This window comes from Pseudomonas alkylphenolica (assembly GCF_000746525.1).
Lineage (GTDB): Bacteria > Pseudomonadota > Gammaproteobacteria > Pseudomonadales > Pseudomonadaceae > Aquipseudomonas > Aquipseudomonas alkylphenolica.
The window spans coordinates 1948736-1966753 of sequence record NZ_CP009048.1; the positions used below are offsets into that span (position 1 = coordinate 1948736).

At 58.7% G+C, this 18018-nt stretch carries 12 protein-coding genes; 6 read left to right on the plus strand and 6 right to left on the minus strand.

What is annotated here, in order from left to right:
* Window positions 1–121: 121 nt before the first annotated feature.
* Complete coding sequence (acnB, locus tag PSAKL28_RS09165) at window positions 122–2722, minus strand: bifunctional aconitate hydratase 2/2-methylisocitrate dehydratase (RefSeq protein ID WP_038609239.1); 2601 nt, start codon at window positions 2720–2722, stop codon at window positions 122–124.
* A 407-nt stretch (window positions 2723–3129) separates the two neighbouring features.
* Between acnB and PSAKL28_RS09170 the strand changes: the two genes are divergently transcribed.
* Window positions 3130–3597 carry a DUF1289 domain-containing protein gene (locus PSAKL28_RS09170; protein WP_038609241.1) on the plus strand — a complete coding sequence of 156 codons (468 nt, stop codon included), beginning with the start codon at window positions 3130–3132 and terminating at the stop codon, window positions 3595–3597.
* Between the two features lie 84 nt (window positions 3598–3681).
* Here PSAKL28_RS09170 and PSAKL28_RS09175 read toward each other — a convergent pair whose 3' ends face one another.
* Window positions 3682–4545 (minus strand): universal stress protein, encoded by an 864-nt coding sequence (locus PSAKL28_RS09175; RefSeq protein WP_038609244.1) that lies wholly within the window; start codon window positions 4543–4545, stop codon window positions 3682–3684.
* A gap of 158 nt (window positions 4546–4703) precedes the next feature.
* On the opposite strand from PSAKL28_RS09175, the gene PSAKL28_RS09180 reads away from it, so the two are divergent.
* On the plus strand, window positions 4704–5309 hold the full coding sequence (locus PSAKL28_RS09180; protein WP_038609247.1) for a MiaE family protein: 606 nt from the start codon (window positions 4704–4706) through the stop codon (window positions 5307–5309).
* 33 nt (window positions 5310–5342) lie between these two features.
* On the opposite strand, the gene PSAKL28_RS09185 is transcribed toward PSAKL28_RS09180, so the two are convergent.
* The 3 genes from PSAKL28_RS09185 to PSAKL28_RS27615 are packed head-to-tail and all read right to left on the minus strand — an operon-like array spanning window position 5343 to window position 7214.
* The gene (locus tag PSAKL28_RS09185; RefSeq protein WP_257011870.1) at window positions 5343–6551 is read right to left on the minus strand and encodes a DUF6708 domain-containing protein; all 1209 of its coding nucleotides are present in this window, start codon (window positions 6549–6551) and stop codon (window positions 5343–5345) included.
* Entirely contained in the window at window positions 6526–6990 is a 465-nt protein-coding gene (locus PSAKL28_RS09190) for a hypothetical protein (RefSeq protein WP_157687010.1), read from the minus strand. The genes PSAKL28_RS09185 and PSAKL28_RS09190 overlap by 26 nt, the downstream gene beginning before the upstream one ends.
* The gene (locus PSAKL28_RS27615; protein ID WP_157687011.1) at window positions 6990–7214 is read right to left on the minus strand and encodes a hypothetical protein; all 225 of its coding nucleotides are present in this window, start codon (window positions 7212–7214) and stop codon (window positions 6990–6992) included. The genes PSAKL28_RS09190 and PSAKL28_RS27615 overlap by 1 nt, the downstream gene beginning before the upstream one ends.
* A gap of 902 nt (window positions 7215–8116) precedes the next feature.
* Here PSAKL28_RS27615 and ltrA point away from each other — a divergent pair.
* The gene (ltrA, locus tag PSAKL28_RS09195; protein ID WP_038606054.1) at window positions 8117–9826 is read left to right on the plus strand and encodes a group II intron reverse transcriptase/maturase; all 1710 of its coding nucleotides are present in this window, start codon (window positions 8117–8119) and stop codon (window positions 9824–9826) included.
* Between the two features lie 1190 nt (window positions 9827–11016).
* On the opposite strand, the gene PSAKL28_RS09205 is transcribed toward ltrA, so the two are convergent.
* Complete coding sequence (locus PSAKL28_RS09205; protein WP_038609256.1) at window positions 11017–14466, minus strand: toxin VasX; 3450 nt, start codon at window positions 14464–14466, stop codon at window positions 11017–11019.
* Between the two features lie 289 nt (window positions 14467–14755).
* Between PSAKL28_RS09205 and PSAKL28_RS09210 the strand changes: the two genes are divergently transcribed.
* Genes PSAKL28_RS09210 through PSAKL28_RS09220 form a run of 3 tightly spaced genes read left to right on the plus strand, consistent with a single transcriptional unit; the run spans window position 14756 to window position 17945 of the window.
* Entirely contained in the window at window positions 14756–15229 is a 474-nt protein-coding gene (locus PSAKL28_RS09210; RefSeq protein ID WP_038609258.1) for a MarR family winged helix-turn-helix transcriptional regulator, read from the plus strand.
* Window positions 15226–16419: an HlyD family secretion protein gene (locus PSAKL28_RS09215; RefSeq protein WP_038609261.1), complete on the plus strand. Its 1194-nt coding sequence runs from the start codon at window positions 15226–15228 to the stop codon at window positions 16417–16419. The genes PSAKL28_RS09210 and PSAKL28_RS09215 overlap by 4 nt, the downstream gene beginning before the upstream one ends.
* Window positions 16416–17945, plus strand: a complete 1530-nt coding sequence (locus PSAKL28_RS09220; protein ID WP_038609263.1) for a DHA2 family efflux MFS transporter permease subunit — start codon at window positions 16416–16418, stop codon at window positions 17943–17945. Before PSAKL28_RS09215 ends, PSAKL28_RS09220 begins: the two co-directional genes overlap by 4 nt.
* Window positions 17946–18018: the final 73 nt, after the last annotated feature.

An 18018-nucleotide genomic window follows, 5' to 3' on the forward strand; every position in this document is an offset into this window, starting at 1 on the left:
CCGCGATGCGATGTGGCTGACAGTCCGCAATCGCGGAGCAAGCCCGCTCCCACAGGTGGTTGCTCCCATAGATCAATAAAAAACCCCGCCGATTGCGGCGGGTTTTTTACGCTAGGTCAGCTTACGCTTGAACAACCGGGATGTTGGCGCTCGCAGCGGCTTCACGGAACTCGGCGATCTGGTCGAAGCTCAGGTAGCGGTAAACGTCGGCAGCCATGCTGTCGATGTTCTTCGCGTACTCCATGTACTCTTCGACGGTTGGCAGCTTGCCCAGGATCGAGGCAACAGCAGCCAGTTCGGCCGAGGCCAGGTAGACGTTAGTGGCGTCGCCCAGGCGGTTCGGGAAGTTACGGGTCGAGGTGGACACCACGGTCGAACCGGTCTGCACACGTGCCTGGTTACCCATGCACAGCGAGCAGCCTGGCATTTCCATGCGTGCACCGGCTTTGCCGTAGATGCCGTAGTAGCCTTCTTCGGTCAGCTGGTGAGCGTCCATCTTGGTTGGCGGAGCCAGCCACAGACGGGTAGGGATGCCACCTTTGACCTTTTCCAGCAGCTTGCCGGCAGCGCGGAAGTGACCGATGTTGGTCATGCACGAACCGATGAACACTTCGTCGATCTTCTCGCCCTGAACGGTCGACAGCAGACGGGCGTCGTCCGGGTCGTTCGGCGCGCAGAGCACAGGCTCTTTGACGTCGGCCAGGTCGATTTCGATGATCTCGGCGTATTCGGCGTCGGCGTCGGCTTCCAGCAGGACCGGGTTGGCCAGCCAGGCTTCCATCGCCTGGGCACGACGCTCCAGGGTACGGGCATCGCCGTAGCCTTCGCTGATCATCCAGCGCAGCAGGGTGATGTTCGACTGCAGGTACTCGGCAATGGCCTTCTCAGGCAGCTTGATCGAGCAACCGGCAGCGGAGCGCTCAGCCGAGGCGTCGGACAGTTCGAACGCTTGCTCGACGGTCAGTTCGTCGAGACCTTCGATTTCCAGGATGCGGCCGGAGAAGGCGTTGATCTTGCCTTTCTTCTCAACGGTCAGCAGGCCTTTCTGGATGGCGTAGTAAGGGATCGCGTGGACCAGGTCACGCAGGGTGATACCTGGTTGCAGTTTGCCCTTGAAGCGCACCAGTACCGACTCCGGCATGTCCAGCGGCATGACGCCGGTGGCAGCGGCGAAGGCGACCAGACCGGAACCGGCCGGGAAGGAGATGCCGATCGGGAAACGGGTGTGCGAGTCACCACCGGTACCGACGGTGTCCGGCAGCAGCATGCGGTTCAGCCAGCTGTGGATGATGCCGTCGCCTGGACGCAGGGACACGCCGCCACGGGTGCGGATGAAATCCGGCAGGGTGTGGTGGGTGGTGACGTCGATTGGCTTCGGATAGGCCGCGGTGTGGCAGAACGACTGCATGACCAGGTCAGCAGAGAAGCCCAGGCACGCCAGGTCTTTCAGCTCGTCACGGGTCATCGGGCCAGTGGTGTCCTGGGAACCGACGGTGGTCATCTTCGGCTCGCAGTAGGTGCCTGGACGAACGCCAGTCACGCCGCAGGCTTTACCGACCATTTTCTGCGCCAGGCTGTAGCCTTTGCCGGTGTCGACCGGGGCTTCAGGCAGCTTGAACAGGTCGGTTGGGCCCAGGCCCAGTTCGGCACGTGCCTTCTCGGTCAGGCCACGGCCGACGATCAGCGGGATACGGCCGCCAGCGCGGACTTCGTCGAGCAGCACCGGGGTCTTCAGTTCGAAGGTGGTGATGACGTCGTCGGTGCCGTGCTTGCAGACTTTACCGGCGTACGGGTAAACGTCGATGACGTCGCCCATGCCCAGGTTGGTGCAGTCGAATTCGATCGGCAGGGCGCCGGCGTCTTCCATGGTGTTGTAGAAGATCGGGGCGATCTTGGTGCCGAAGCAGAAGCCGCCAGCGCGCTTGTTCGGTACGTAAGGGATGTCGTCGCCGAAGAACCACAGCACCGAGTTGGTGGCGGATTTACGCGAAGAACCGGTACCGACCACGTCACCGACGTAGGCAACCGGGAAGCCTTTGGCTTTGACTTCTTCGATCTGCTTGAGCGGGCCGATGGCGCCTGGTTGCTCAGGCACGATGCCGTCACGGGCCATTTTCAGCATGGCCAGGGCGTGCAGCGGGATGTCAGGGCGCGACCAGGCGTCCGGGGCAGGGGACAGGTCGTCGGTGTTGGTTTCGCCTGGCACCTTGAACACGGTCAGGCTGTACTTCTGTTCGATCGCCGGGCGGGCGGTGAACCACTCACCGGCGGCCCAGGATTCCAGCACGGCCTTGGCGTGAGCGTTACCGGCTTTGGCTTTTTCGGCGACGTCGTGGAAGGCGTCGAACATCAGCAGGGTGTGCTTCAGCTGTTCGGCGGCAACGGCGGCCAGTTCGGCGTCGTCCAGCAGCTCGACCATGGTGGCGATGTTGTAGCCGCCCTGCATGGTGCCCAGCAGCTCTACAGCGCGTTTTTTGTCGATCAGCGGGGAAGTGGCTTCGCCTTTGGCGAGCGCAGAGAGGAAACCGGCCTTGACGTAGGCGGCTTCGTCCACTCCTGGTGGAACGCGGTTGGTGATCAGGTCGACGAGGACTGCTTCTTCGCCAGCAGGGGGATTCTTCAGCAGCTCGACCAGGCCTGCGGTTTGTTCGGCGTTAAGCGGCTGGGGCACGATACCCTGGGCGGCACGCTCTTCGATGTGTTTGCGGTAGGCTTCAAGCACTGTTATTACCCTCATCAGTGGTCCCAAATGGGTGTCCGGGACGCTCATCCAGAAAGTCCGGCACCCGTGCGCAATACGGCTTCTTGGGCCGCGTAGCCAGGGTTGCAGGAAATCCTTACAGAAGCTGCTTTCAAAGTTTTACGCCTGTAGAACGGAGGCTGATGAGGGCTGGCGCGGGATATGCGATGAGGCGTATATCCCGGGCCAACGCCGTTCTACCGGATCAACTGTGCTCGTGACGCTTTGAAAACAGCTTCTAACGGACATTGCTGCCTTAAAAAGGCCGGGTGATTCTACGGTAAAAACTCGATAAAGGTAAGGCGCGGACGATGACTTTAGCGGGTGACCCCCGTTAGACAAAGGGCTAACATGGCAGCCTGTTCCACCGTCCAGTTGTAGATTTTTTCATGTCCAATCAGTCAATCAAAACGCCTTGTGTCGGCCTCTGCTCCACGGTTTACGGGGATCTGGTGTGCCGTGGCTGCAAGCGTTTTCACCATGAAGTGATCAACTGGAACGGCTACAACGAAGATGAAAAGCGTGCGGTCTGGCTGCGCCTCGAGCAATTGCTGGTGCAGGTCATGGTGGCCAAACTTGAAGTCTTTGATGCCAACCGTCTGCGCTTGCAACTGGAGCAGCGCAAGATCCGCTTCGTGCCGCACCAGTCCGAGTATTGCTGGGCATACCAGCTGATCGCCCGCGGGGCGCGGGTGATCCGTGAGCTTGAGGCATACGGCATGGTGTTGTTGCCGGAGTTTCGTGACTGGGAATTGCCCGAGTTGCGCGACGCCATTGATCGGGAATTTTTCCTGCTGTCCGAAGCCCACTATCAGCGCTATATCGCGCCGGGGTTTCTCAAGGATGCTTTGGGTTGAAACCATCGCGGGGCAAGTCGGGTCGCCGCACCGCCGCTCCCACAGCATTCTCTGTAGGAGCGGGCTTGCCCCGCGATCAATTCGTCAGCCTTGCGCCAACTCAGTCAGGTGCACCTTCACTTCTTCAGTCTTGAGCACCAGCACATCGCACTCTAGCGAATCGAGCACCACCTCGGCGGTGTTGCCGATCAACGCCCCGGAAATCCCGGTGCGCGCCACGGTGCCGATCACGGTCACCACCGCATCGTACTTGTTGGCGGTGTAGGGGATCAGTACATCGGCAGGGCCTTCGGCGACATGCAGGCGATCGTCCTTGATATCGAACTCGGCCTGGAATGCGCTGCATTCCTCGCGGTAACGCTGTTCGATGGTTTCCTTCAGTTGATAGACCGGGTCGGCCGCCGACAGCATCGGCGACGGATGGGCGCTGATTACATGTAGGTTGCCCTTGGCCAGGTTGGCGATCTCGTAGCCGTGGTCGACGATGTTCTTGTGCAACAGACGATGCGCCTCGTCGTGATTGCCGACATCCACTGCAGCGAGGATTACACCGCCAGCCCAAGGCCGCTCGGTCTTGACCATCAGCACCGCGCACGGGCACAGGCGCAATAGTTTCCAGTCGGATGGGGTGAGCAGGGCCTTTTTCAGCGGGTTGTCCGGCCGGTGCTCCTTGATCACCAGGTCGCAGCCTTCGGCTTGCTGCACGGCAATGATCGATTCGTGCAGGCTGCCGTGCCAGGCCTCCTCGTGGGTCACATTGTCGAAGCCGTCGTCGTGCAACTGGCTGCTGAGCAGGCTGAGCAGGGCGCTGTGGTCGTGATTCTTGTCGGGCATCAACAGGTGCAGGCGCGCACCGGTGGCACCGGCGATCAGTTTGGCCCGGGTCAGGGCACGGCTATGGGCGTGCTCGGGATCGAGGACCACCAGAATGCTGCGTACTTCTTGCATGAGCGTGAACTCCCTTCAGAAATGGCGACCGATGACTGACTATAGTCGGCGCCAAGTGCAATGGGCGTTGATATGTATCAAGCATAGTTCACTGGTGATCGCCGCCGCTGCCGGTATAATCGCCGGTCTTGCCGTTTGCCCTGCCTGTTTGTGAGCCTATGCACCTTATTCCCGAAATCGAAGCTTTCCTTGGTTGCCGTACTCCCGATGCCTGGGTCCAGGCGGCGCTTGCCGACCAGGAAACCCTGCTGATCGATCACAAGAACTGCGAGTTCAAGGCCGCCAGCACCGCGCTGAGCCTGATGGCCAAGTACAACACGCACCTGGACCTGATCAACATGATGTCGCGCCTGGCCCGTGAAGAGCTGGTGCACCATGAGCAGGTGCTGCGCCTGATGAAGCGCCGCAAGATCGCCTTGCGCCCTTTGTCGGCCGGGCGCTATGCCTCGGGCCTGCGCCGGGTGGTGCGGACCCATGAGCCGGTGAAGCTGGTCGATACCCTGGTGGTCGGTGCTTTTATCGAGGCGCGTAGCTGCGAACGTTTTGCCGCGCTGGTGCCGCACCTGGACGAAGAACTGGGCAAGTTCTATCACGGCCTGCTCAACAGCGAGGCCCGGCACTATCAGGGTTACCTGAAGCTGGCTCATCAATACGGTGAGGCGGCGGATATCGAACGGGTGGTGGAGAAGGTCAGGGCGGTCGAGGCCGAATTGATCAGTAGCCCGGATGAAGAGTTCCGCTTTCATAGCGGTATCCCGGCCTGATTTCGCCAGACAAGCCTGCTCCTTGACGGTCAATCAGTGTAAACCCGCTGCCTTGCAGGCCTCGACAAAGGTCGCGCCTTTTTTATCCATCGCCTCTTTGACGATCCGGTTGGCTTTCACCAAGGCCGGGCTGGGCTTTGCCCACTGCTCCGGTGGCAGCGGCAGTGACCATGCCTGCACCTGCTCCGGCAGCGTCGGGCGCCCCTTGCGGTGGCCCCATTCGGCAAGCAGGTAAGGCATTTTCCAGAACACCAGGACGCGACGGATGTACCAGAAGCGCAAGGGCCATGGGCTGCGCGGGGGATAGCCAAATCGCCCACGCTCTTTGGCTGAAAGGTCAGCGCCCTCGTCATTCAAATGGCACCTGCTGCGCGCATCTTCACGTTCGATTTCAAAGGTGTGCAGCCCCTCGTAGGGCTTGAGCCGATCCCCGGTCGGAATCAACCCCAACACGGCCAGCATCGGGTTCGGTGTATCCACCAGTTGACCGTCTTCCATGTAGTTGCGAATCGACGCCCACATCCCGAGTGAATGGGCATCGCTGGGTTGTGGCAGCAGCAGAAACTGCACTTTGTCTTGTTCCTCATCCTCCAGCCCCATGCCCAAGGTGTACTGGCGGGTGGCCCCATAGGGGGTGACGCCCTGGGTATTGGCCACCCAGGCGACCACACTTTCCCATGGCACGATCAGAACACGGTGGGTTTTGTCGTCGACGTAGCAGACTTCACGGCGCTGGCGGTTGAAGCGGACGGGGTAAATTTTTGCCGCTTCGTAAACGCTGGAGACCATGCCATAAACGTACGCGCCCATTGGAATAGTAAGTAAAAGCGCACCGACAGCAAATACTTCTAAAAAACCTCCAATAAGATCGAAAAATTTTCGATCTATTCCTGGTGGATTAAATATCGCGAGTCCTATAGAAATAAGAGTAGGCACAACAAATGCCGTAAACAGCACCATCCAAATGCCAGCCGCTAAGATCTTCCCTTGCTCCACCATTCCCCGATTACTACCACCCAGCTCCAGATAGGTGTCGTTCATCTCCGAAAAATTACGCCGCGATGATTGAACCTGTCCGGTGTAAACCGGCAAAGGTGACAGGAACAGGGTTTCGTTCAATCCCTTGATCCGGATCTCACCAGCACGAGGGCGCTGACTGCGAATGTCCGGGGCAGGCTCGGTGACGCCGACTTTATCTTTACGTTTGAACAGTTTGCTAAACATCGGCAGTTGCCAGGTCATCTTTGATGAATAACTTGAAAGGCGCCTTGCCCGTTCCGGGGGGCATGTCCTCGACCGAATCGAGTCGATAGGTACCCTCGGTCATGATGGTCACGCCATAAGAACGGGTGATGTACAGGTCACGCAGCACAAAAGTGGTGTGATGAAACACATCGCGCTCGGCTTCCAGTTGGTAGGCGATGGTGAAAGCCAGGGCGAAGCTCGAGGTTTGCTCGCAATTATGAATCGGCAGATGCAGCGTCAGTGCTTGTTGTTCTTCACTGACGACGATGAAACGCGTGGCCCATATGGCGGTGCTTTCCTTCCAGCGCACTGGCGGCAGGATGGGCCTGTAAGGCTGGTGTAGGTTGGCACTGGCACGGCTGTGCCGGGCATCGCCAGCAAGGCTGGCTCCTACAATAAGTGAGAATCTCAGCAACCCCGCCCGTTGTAACTCCATCAATGTAAACCCGCTGCCTTGCAGGCCTCGACAAAGGTCGCGCCTTTTTTATCCATCGTCTCGTGCGACACGCGTAGCGTGTCTCCTCCACCAAGCTGTATGGTCAGCTTGATGGGATTTCCGGGAGGAAATCGAATACTTGGGTATCCATCCCCAAGAAACAAAACCGCCCAGAAGTTCATTGCCTTCAAGAACTTACCGCTGCGGCGGATGGCAAAACCCAAGGTCGTTCAGCTCTCGGTAGCACGACCGCAAAACCAGCAGCATCCGGTTTTGGAGAGCCCTCTACATACCAACCCAAGCGGGGGATTCGACCCCCGCAGGGGTCTCCTCCTGCTCATTTTGAATCAGGAGGCATCTACTTTCCGACCAACGGCTATCTTGCTGTCTTGGTTCGGTCTTCCAGGAGACATGAGCGAAAGCTCTGTCTGTCATTGTCCAACTGCCGCCTCTATGGAGCAGTAGCGGACTCGTTGTGCGACCAACGGTAGCCTACGACGGCATGCATCACTGGCAACGGTGGTGTGTGAAGCCCGTCAGACAACGTAGCCCCCATATGGGTGCATCTCTTCCGCGAGGAGGAATGCAGAGACTCGGAGCAGTACCGGGTTGAGGCGCTAGGCTGGCTGGTACGGCCAACACAAGTGAATCGCTGATAAACACCGTAAGGATAACCATGCCAAAACTGCTGTTAGGCATGAACCAAAATGGTACGAGGTTGGATATCCCTGTGGGATGTGGGGGTACGTCGCCATCATAACCTCCGGTGAAAAGGCGGGGCCTAACCCAGTCGTGTGACAGACAGGGAACGTGGTAAGCCCGTATAACTGCCCTTAGGGCAGGTGGACCGTAAGGAACACTGTTAGTTATGCGGGTATGGGATCGCAGAAAAAGCGAATGCCAGACCGTAATAGTCTGGATAGAGGTTGAAACATCACCTCACGGGAAACCGGGCAGACTTCTGCGTGGTCTTTCGTCGCAATTACACTGACAGGAAGCTGTCTCATTAACCCTTGGGTCCATGACCCTTGCTTTTCCGCCCTGGCGGGGTGCACTCGACCCCACCAGGGGTAGTAGTACGTGCACTCCTCTCCATGGGTGGATTCAACAATGAGAGGAAAGCAGCATGATAGCGCTCAAGCATCAATGCTCGGAGTCTGCGCTTTCCAGCGAGCCGCAACAGTGGCACGACGTCGATTGGCGTCGAGTTCAGCGGAACGTTCGGGAAATGCAGCTGCGAATTGCGAAGGCTTGTCGGGAAAGCAAATGGCGCAAGGTTAAGTCCCTGCAACGGATGCTTACCCGCTCAAAGTCGGCCAGATACTTGGCTGTACGGAGAGTCACGGAAAATCAGGGAAGCCGCACGGCGGGAGTCGATAGGCAACTCTGGGATACACCCAACGCAAAATGGAATGCGGTTGATCAATTGAAGACGCGGGGATACAAGGCTCGGCCATTACGGCGTGTCTACATCCCGAAATCGGATGGACGGGAACGCCCTTTGGGCATACCGACCATGACGGATAGGGCCATGCAAGCGCTGTATATGCTGGCCCTATCTCCCATCGCCGAAACCCGAGGAGATCCGAACAGCTACGGCTTCAGGATCGAACGCTGTACGGCGGATGCGATGGCGCAGTTGTTCTTGTGCCTATCCAAGCGGGCCTCGGCTTGCTGGGTATTGGACGCGGACATCGAGGGATTCTTCGACAACATCAACCACGAATGGCTATTAAGGAACGCCCCCACGGATACACGGATGCTTCGGCAGTGGTTAAAGGCTGGAGTCATTCACAAGGGGCAGTTACACGCAACGGACGCAGGCACGCCGCAGGGGGGAATTATCTCCCCGACGCTGGCAAATCTGGCACTGGATGGTCTGGAAACACTCCTCAAGGAACACTTGGGGATGTCAAGGGCGAAGAAGCTGAAGGTGAACGTGGTGCGATACGCCGACGACTTCGTAATCACCGGCACCTCCCCGGAGGTGCTGGAAAACGAAGTAAAACCTTGGGTAGAGCAGTTCCTCGCAACGCGCGGACTGCGGCTTTCACTCAAAAAGACGCGGATCGTTCACATCGACGGAGGCTTCGACTTTCTTGGATGGAATTTCCGGAAATACGATGGAACGTTACTGATCAAGCCGAGCAAGAAGAACGTCAAGGCGTTCTACAGCAAGATCAGAGAGGCGATCGACTCTCACAAGACGGCCAAGCAGGAGGATCTGATCCGAATGCTCAACCTAAAACTGAGAGGCTGGGCGCTGTACCACCAACCAGTAGTCGCGAAGCAGGCGTATAGCCGAATGGATTACAGGGTGTTTATCAAACTCTGGCGTTGGGCGAAAAGGCGACACCCAAACAAGACCCTCGATTGGGTAAGGAAGAAATATTTCCGATCCCTAGGCGATAGGAACTGGGTGTTCGCCACCACGGTGACTGATGAAGCTGGAACAAAACGGGAGGTCGAGCTGTACACGCTTGCGAGTACACCGATCGAGCGACATAAGAAGGTGAGTGGGGATTACAATCCCTACGATCCGGCCATGGAAGCTATAGGCGAGAAACTGAGGACCGACCGGATGCTGAAACAGCTGAAATACCGGAAACAAATCGGCACTCTATTCGCCAGCCAAAGCGGTCTATGTCAGCTATGTGGGCAACCGATCACTAGGGAAACAGGGTGGCACGACCACCACATCAATCACCGCTCTTTGGGCGGTGGCGATGAACTAGGCAATCGGGTACTCTTGCACCCCAACTGTCACAACCAGCTCCACACGCGTGGTCTGCACGTGAGCAAACCGGCTCCCTCTGGGAGCTTCGTAAAGGCTTGAGCCGTATGCGCTGAAAGGCGCACGTACGGTTCTTAGGGGGGAACTGGCCAGTAATGGTCAGTTCCCACCCGACTTTGACGATCTGGTTGGCTTTCACCAAGGCCGGGCTGGGCTTTGCCCACTGCTCCAGCGGCAGCGGCTGTGACCATGCCTGCACCTGCTCCGGTAACGTCGGACGGCCGACTCGATGGCCCCATTCAGCGAGCAGGTAAGGCATTTTCCAGAACACTAGGACGCGACGGATGTACCAGAAGCGCAAGGGCCATGGGCTGCGCGGGGGATAGCCAAACCTTTCACGCTCTTTGGCTGAAAGGTCAGCTCCCTCGTCATTCAAATGGCACCTTCTGCGCGCATCTTCACGTTCGATTTCAAAGGTGTGCAACCCCTCGTAGGGCTTGAGCCGATCCCCGGTTGGAATCAATCCCATGGCAGCAAGCATCGGATTCGGTGTATCCACCAGTTGACCGTCTTCCATGTAGTTACGGATCGACGCCCACATCCCGAGCGAATGGGCATCGCTGGGTTGTGGCAGCAGCAGAAACTGCACTTTGTCTTGTTCCTCGTCTTCCAGCCCCATGCCCAGGGTGTACTGGCGGGTGGCGCCATAGGGGGTGATACCCTGAGTGTTGCTCACCCAGGCGACCACACTTTCCCATGGCACGATCAGGACGCGGTGGGTTTTGTTGTCGACGTAGCAGACTTCGCGGCGCTGGCGGTTGAAGCGGACGGGGTAGATTTTGGCAGCCTCGTAAACACTGGAGACCATTCCATATACGTAGGCGCCAAATGGAAGGATAAACAGAACAGAAGTTTTGGTGGACACAGTGAGGCCAGTAAGCAAGTCATGAAGTGGGTCAGGAAAGTTTTCGGGGTAAAACAACACACCGAACAAAACAACAAGACCTGGAAGGATAAAAGCCGTAAACAACACCATCCAAATTCCGGCAGCCAATATCTTCCCTTGCTCAACCATTCCCCGGTTACTACCACCCAGCTCTAGGTAAGTCTCGTTCATCTCCGAAAAATTACGACGCGATGATTGGACCTGTCCGGTGTACACCGGCAGGGGCGACAAAAACAGGGTCTCGTTCAGTCCCTTGACCCGTATTTCACCGGCATAGGGCCGCTGACTACGAATGTCCGGGGCAGGTTCCGCGGCAGTGCTTTTGTTTTGGCGTTTGAACAGTTTGCTAAACATTGGCAGTCGCCAGCTCGTCTCTGATGACCAGTCTGAAAGGCGCCTTACCCGTTCCCGTGGGCATGCTTTCCACCGAGTCGAGTCGGTAGATACCCTCGGTCATGATGGTCACACCATAATCGCGGGTGATGTACAGGTCACGCAGCACAAAAGTGGTGTGATGGAACACATCGCGCTCGGCTTCCAGTTGGTAGGCGATGGTGAATGCCAGGGCGAAGCTCGAGGTTTGCTCGCAATTATTAATCGGCAGATGCAGCGTCAGTGCTTGCTGTTCTTCACTGACGACGATGAAACGCGTGGCCCATATGGCGGTGCTTTCTTTCCAGCGCACTGGCGGCAGGGTGGGCCTGTAAGGCTGGTGTATGTAGTTGTCACGGCCCTGTTGGTAGGCTTGTAGCTGCAACTTGCGCTGGTCCATTTCCTGGGTGCTGATACCGGGCAGCACCAGTTTCAGGTAGGTTCGTTTGTTATCGCGGATCAGTTCACAGGTTGGCTTTTGCACGACCTTTGCTAGCTCACTCCATTCGTCTTGCAGGCTGCGCTGCCTGGATTTGTTGCCCCAGGTACTGGTTTGCATCCACGCTTGCAGATCATCCAGATTGAAGTAGTTGTACAAGCCTTCACCTGCCAGTTGCAGGGCGGTGCCGATCAGGCCTATCAGGTTGGCACGTGCACCGATAGCCAAAAGCCGTGGACTGGCCTCCGCCCAGGCCAACGCGCGCAGTTCGGTCGGTGTTTTCAGGATGTTCTTGATAATCGAGCCTGTGTGCTTGGCTGCCCAGGTGTTGGTGCCCACCAGTATTCCATCGCCGGTAATCTGCAAGGTGGTAGCGCTCAGTCCCTTGTAATTGCCTTTCGCCAAGGCTCTAGCCCACTGAAGGGAGTGCTTGCTCAAATCGATTGTTGCCGCCAGAGCACCAAATGCAAACGCCCCGAATCCGGCAATGCCGCTCCAGAGTCCCAAACGGCTCATGGTGTTTAACTTACCGGCAGCACTTTCCATCTGTTCGATATGCGCTTGAAAAATCGTCACCGACAACCCTTGCACGGTTGCAAACCCAGCTGCCGACATGCCTATGAATGAATCAATGAGAACTCCCCAATCAGTTAAAGAGCGATTAGGTTTTACTATAGCGCTCATTGCCTCTATAAACTTCTGCCCCTGAATAACAAACAGCACCAACGCGATCCCATCGCCTTTCGACTTCACCGCCGCTAACAGCGGCTTGTTAAAGGTTCCAGTGGCCCGGAAGTCCCGCGCGGTCCTGGTCATCTCCGTACGCAACTGCGGGTCCAGGCCATCGATCACCGTGCCAATTTGCGCCGGGCTGTCGCCACCGACGGTCAAGGCGCCCGCCAGCCGCTCTTCCAGGGGCAGCAGTGCGTTTTTCAGCAGCTGGATCCGCTGGTTATAGGCCGCTTCGCTGCCAGGCATGGCGACACCTGAGGATTGCCGCATCAATTCACGGTTGCGCAGCCGGTAGGTTTCCTTGAGTTGACTGCGCAGGTTCATCGATTGCTCGCGGGCATCATTGAACGCCCTTATTTCTGCTACCGAGGCTGTTCGTAATGTCAGGCCCTGGCGGGAGAATGCACGCAGCAGTTGCAGCCGCGCTGGTGCCCCGATATGGCGAATGTAGCCATTGGGGTCAATGTTTTGCGCCTGCTTGAAGTTGTCGTGAGCCCTTTCCAGTTGATCAGCAACCTTCAACTGATGCGCCGGGTTGTAGGCCTCCTCCAGCATGCTCTGCAAACCGATGAACTGGGTATTCAGCTTGGTGTAATTGGGCAGGCGCTCGGTCATCAGAAGGCGGAACTGATTACTCAGCACATTGACGCCGGCCAGACTTTCCGGTGCGGTGAAGGCACTGATGGTGAACTGGCTCAGTTCAGCCAGTTTCTTGGCCACGTCGGCTTGTGCAGCCAAGGTCAGGGTGTCGAGCCCGGGCACCACCGTCAGCAGGTTGGACTCCAGGTAGGCGGCCAGTTTTTCCGTGGCTTGTTGATCCGCGCACATCGCTGCTACGCAAACGAACTCGGTTTCCAGGCGGTGCTGGATCTGGGCATCGAGGGTGAAGTCGTAATACCAGGCGGCACGGTGGAAGTGGCCGGCAGTGAACAGGTTGAGACGATCGTCACGGATGTTCTGCAGGCGCGCATGCCAGTGACTCAGCAGGTTTTGCTCGGTGATGACGAAGGCTTCCATCGCGGCGCGATCGACCAGATCGTCGATGCCCCTCTGGCCCAGCTCCTTGCCGTGCAGCGTTTGCCAGCTCTGCACGCTGAGCTTGTTGATGGTGCGCTGGTGTTTTTCATAAAGCAGCGTGCCCAGGGCATCCTTCATGTCGATGAAGGCCCGGGCATAGACATTGACTTCGGCCGCGCGGCGCCAGTGCTGATCAGGGCCGAAGATCCCCGGATCCTTGTGGTCGCGACGGACCTTGAGAAATTCGTAGATGCTCGCTTGTTGTGCCTCGCTGGTCTCGTCCCTCAGCGCCTGGATATCCGCATCCGTTTCGCTCAAGGCCTGCAGACGCGAGTCGTTGACGTCGTACAAGGACTGGATGTAAGCGCCGCTGAGGTACTGGGCCTGACGCCTGTCATCAGCACTCCACTGCTCGATCCAGTCCGCGACTTTCAGCTGGGCAGCGGCCAGATCGCGCATCACGCCAATGTCGTCGCGCAGCAGCAGAAACAGGTAATCATTCTGGTAGGCGCCGAGTACCTTACTGGTCAGTGCTTCAATCTCGGTGTCGTGGAACAGCGGCTGGTCTTCCCAGTGGTACGGCACTTTCTCCTCAGGGTTGACACCGTCGGGCAAGGCTTTGGACGGCGGCAATTGGGTGACGCCTGACGCGTCCGGCACCTGGGCGTTTTCTGCCACTTCCGCCAGCCATTTCTGCGCCTGTGATGTGCTCAACAGGTTGGCGCCGCCGTAGAGCGGGCAGGCACTCTGCAGTTCGACACGTTGCATCAAACGCTGGCGCTCGTCCCCTGACTTGAGCACTTGCGCGCACTTGAAGGCCGTCCACTGAATTTCGGAGTAACAGGCGTACAAGGTGTGCTGCCGGGTGAAGATCAAATGCGGTTCGCCCACCGACGTGGTACGCGTATCGGCGGTCACCTCGTTGCTGTTCCACAGCAGCTTGCTGATCTCGGCGTTTTCGACACGGTATTCGTGCAGGTAGCCGGTGTTGGCATCGATGATGTACAGGTAACCATCGCGCAGCAGGCGGATGCCCAGCGGCTGGCTCTTGATCTTGAACGGCAGGGTCAGCTCGGCGGTCGGATCGAGGTGTTCAACCAGTCCGTAACGCAGCGGTAGCAACTGCAGCTTCTTGTTCATCAAGGGGCACACGCCGATGGGAGAGCGTATGTCCTTGACACTTTTGGCCATGGCGGCGGTATTGGCGCTGATTTTCGGCGGTCGTTGCACAGTCATGGCTGGCTTCCTTGTCGGTCAGTTCGTCAGCACGCCGAACCCAGGTCAATAGGGCATTCGGCATCGAATGAGCTGGGGCAAACTCCCGGAAACGCTACCAAGAGCGGTAAAAAATTGATGTCAGACGCTTCCTAAATTGCATCCGTAACTTCTGGTCTTCAGTTGGCCGGTCACAAAAAGCGCGTGGGGCAAGTTGGTCTAGATGCAAAGCAAGCTAATTAATGCCTTGACGTTGGCTGCCTAAGCAGTAACATTATGTTACTTACTGCCTAAGCAGGTATCTCCGTTCATGCAGCACTTCACCCCCGAAAACTTCCAGACCTGCACCATCGGCATGCTCCTGGGCCGCGCCGCGCTGGTCAAAGACCGCATTCTCGACAGCCACCTGCAGGACTTCGGCGTTACCGCCGCGCAGTTCAAGGTGCTGATCATCGTCGCCCAGTACGGCGTCGATACACCCGCCGAACTGTGTCGTTTCCTGTCCCTGGACAGTGGCTCGATGACCCGCATGCTTGATCGCCTTGAGCAAAAAGACCTGATCCTGCGCCGCCGCTGTCCGGATGATCGCCGCCAGGTGCGCCTGGCGCTGAGCGAGGAGGGCCAGAAGCTCGCCGATCAGTTGCCGCAGATCGGCGCGGCGGCGATGAATGAACTGGTAGGCGTGCTCGCCGCGGATGAACTGGCGACCCTGGAAAATCTGCTGAGCAAGGTGCTGCTCGCGGCGGGCGACACCCTGACAGCCCAGCGTATAGGTGCCAAATGAACACGCCGGAAAGTGCCAGCCCAGCGCAAGACCTCAACAACACTGGTAAACGCAAAACCTGGCTGCTTGGCCTTGCTTTGCTGGTGGTCGTCGGCGGCGGTGCAGTCTGGGCCTGGCACGCGCTGTACGGGCGCTGGAACGAAGAGACCGACGACGCCTATGTCAACGGCAACGTCGTGGAAATCACCCCGCTGGTGACCGGTACCGTGGTCAGTATCGGTGCCGACGACGGTGATCTGGTGCATGCAGGGCAGGTGCTGATCGAGTTCGACCCCAGCGATGCCGAAGTCGGGCTGCAGTCCGCCGAGGCCCAGCTGGCCCGTGCAGTGCGCCAGGTACGCGGCCTGTACAGCAATGTCGATGGCATGAAGGCTCAGGTGGCGGCGCGTCAGGCCGAGCAGACCAAGGCCCAGGAAAACTACAACCGGCGCAAGACCCTCGCTGCCGGCGGGGCCATTTCCCTGGAAGAGCTGTCCCACGCCCGTGACGACCTGTCTTCGGCGCAGAGCGCGCTGCTCAACGCCAAGCAGCAGCTCAACACGACCACCGCACTGGTCGATGACACCGTGGTCTCCTCGCATCCGCAAGTCATGGCCGCCGCTGCCGACTTGCGCCAGGCCTACCTGGCCGTCGCCCGCACCACCCTGGTGGCACCGGTCACCGGCTACGTGGCCAAGCGCACCGTGCAGTTGGGGCAGCGCCTGCAGCCGGGTACCGCGACCATGGCGGTAATCCCGCTGGACCAGCTCTGGATCGACGCCAACTTCAAGGAAACCCAGTTGCGCAACATGCGCATCGGTCAACCGGTGGACATCGTCGCCGATCTGTACGGCAGCGAAGTCAAATACAACGGCACCATCGACAGTCTCGGCGCCGGCACCGGCAGTGCCTTCGCCCTGTTGCCGGCGCAGAATGCTACCGGTAACTGGATCAAGATCGTCCAGCGGGTGCCGGTGCGCATCCATATCAATGCCGAACAACTGGCCGCCCATCCGTTGCGTATCGGCCTGTCGACCCAGGTCACGGTCGATCTGCACGACCAGAGCGGGCCGGTGCTGGCGCAGTTGCCGCCACAGAAGGCATCGTTTGCCACCCAGGTGTATGACCGCCAGCTGGTCGAGGCCGATGCAATGATCGCGCGGCTGATCCATGACAACAGCCAAGGCCCTGGCAAGACGGCGCAGCGATGAGCAACAACGCGTCATTCAGCCCGCCAAGCCTGCTGTTGACCACCATCGGGCTGTCGTTGGCAACCTTCATGCAGGTGCTCGATACCACCATCGCCAACGTCGCGTTGCCGACCATTTCCGGCAACCTGGGAGTGAGTGCGGAGCAGGGCACCTGGGTGATTACCTCGTTCGCGGTGAGCAACGCCATTGCCTTGCCGTTGACCGGCTGGCTGAGCCGGCGCTTTGGTGAGGTGAAGCTGTTTATCTGGGCCACGCTGCTGTTTGTGCTGGCGTCGTTTCTCTGTGGTATCGCCCGCTCGATGCCGGAGCTGGTGGGTTTCCGGGTGCTGCAAGGTATCGTTGCCGGCCCTCTGTACCCGATGACCCAGACGCTACTGATCGCCGTCTATCCGCCAGCCAAGCGCGGTATGGCGCTGGCGTTGCTGGCGATGGTCACGGTGGTGGCACCGATTGCAGGTCCCATCCTCGGCGGCTGGATCACCGACAGCTACAGCTGGCCGTGGATTTTCTTCATCAACGTGCCAATTGGCCTGTTTGCCGCAGCGGTGGTGCGTCAGCAGATGCGCACCCGGCCGGTCACGACCCAGCGCCAACCCATGGACTATATCGGCCTGCTGACCCTGATCATTGGCGTCGGCGCCCTGCAGATCGTGCTGGACAAGGGCAATGACCTGGACTGGTTCGAGTCGAGCTTCATTGTGATCGGCAGCCTGATCTCGGTGGTGTTCCTGGCGATTTTTATCATCTGGGAACTGACCGACAAGCATCCGGTGGTCAATCTGCGGCTGTTCGTGCACCGCAACTTTCGTATCGGCACCATTGTGTTGGTCGGCGGTTATGCGGGTTTTTTCGGCATCAACCTGATCCTGCCGCAGTGGCTGCAGACCCAGATGGGCTACACCGCTACCTGGGCGGGGCTGGCGGTGGCGCCGATCGGATTGCTGCCGGTGCTGATGTCGCCGTTTGTCGGCAAGTACGCGCATAAGTTCGACCTGCGTTTATTGGCAGGGCTGGCGTTCCTGGCGATCGGCACCAGCTGCTTCATGCGTGCCGGGTTCACCAATGAAGTGGACTTCCAGCATATCGCCCTGGTGCAGCTGTTCATGGGCATTGGCGTGGCGCTGTTCTTCATGCCGACCTTGAGCATCCTGCTCTCGGACCTGCCACCGCATCAAATCGCCGATGGCTCGGGGCTGGCCACCTTCCTGCGCACCCTGGGCGGTAGCTTCGCGGCCTCGTTGACCACCTGGATCTGGATTCGCCGGGCTGACCAGCATCATGCCTATCTCAGTGAAAGCATCAGCACCTATGAGCCTGCCACCCGTGAAGCACTCAATCAGCTGGGCGGTGCGAACGTGCAGTCTTACGCGCAGCTGGAGCGCATGCTCAGCAGTCAGGCGTACATGATGTCGACGGTGGATTACTTCACCCTGATGGGCTGGGTGTTTGCTGGGTTGATTTTATTGGTGTGGCTGGCCAGGCCGCCATTTGCCGCCAAGGCTGGGCCGGCGGCGGCAGGACATTGAGTAATCGCGGGGCAAGCCCGCTCCCACAGCACCGGTGGGAGCGGCGGTGCGGCGACCCGACTTGCCCCGCGAT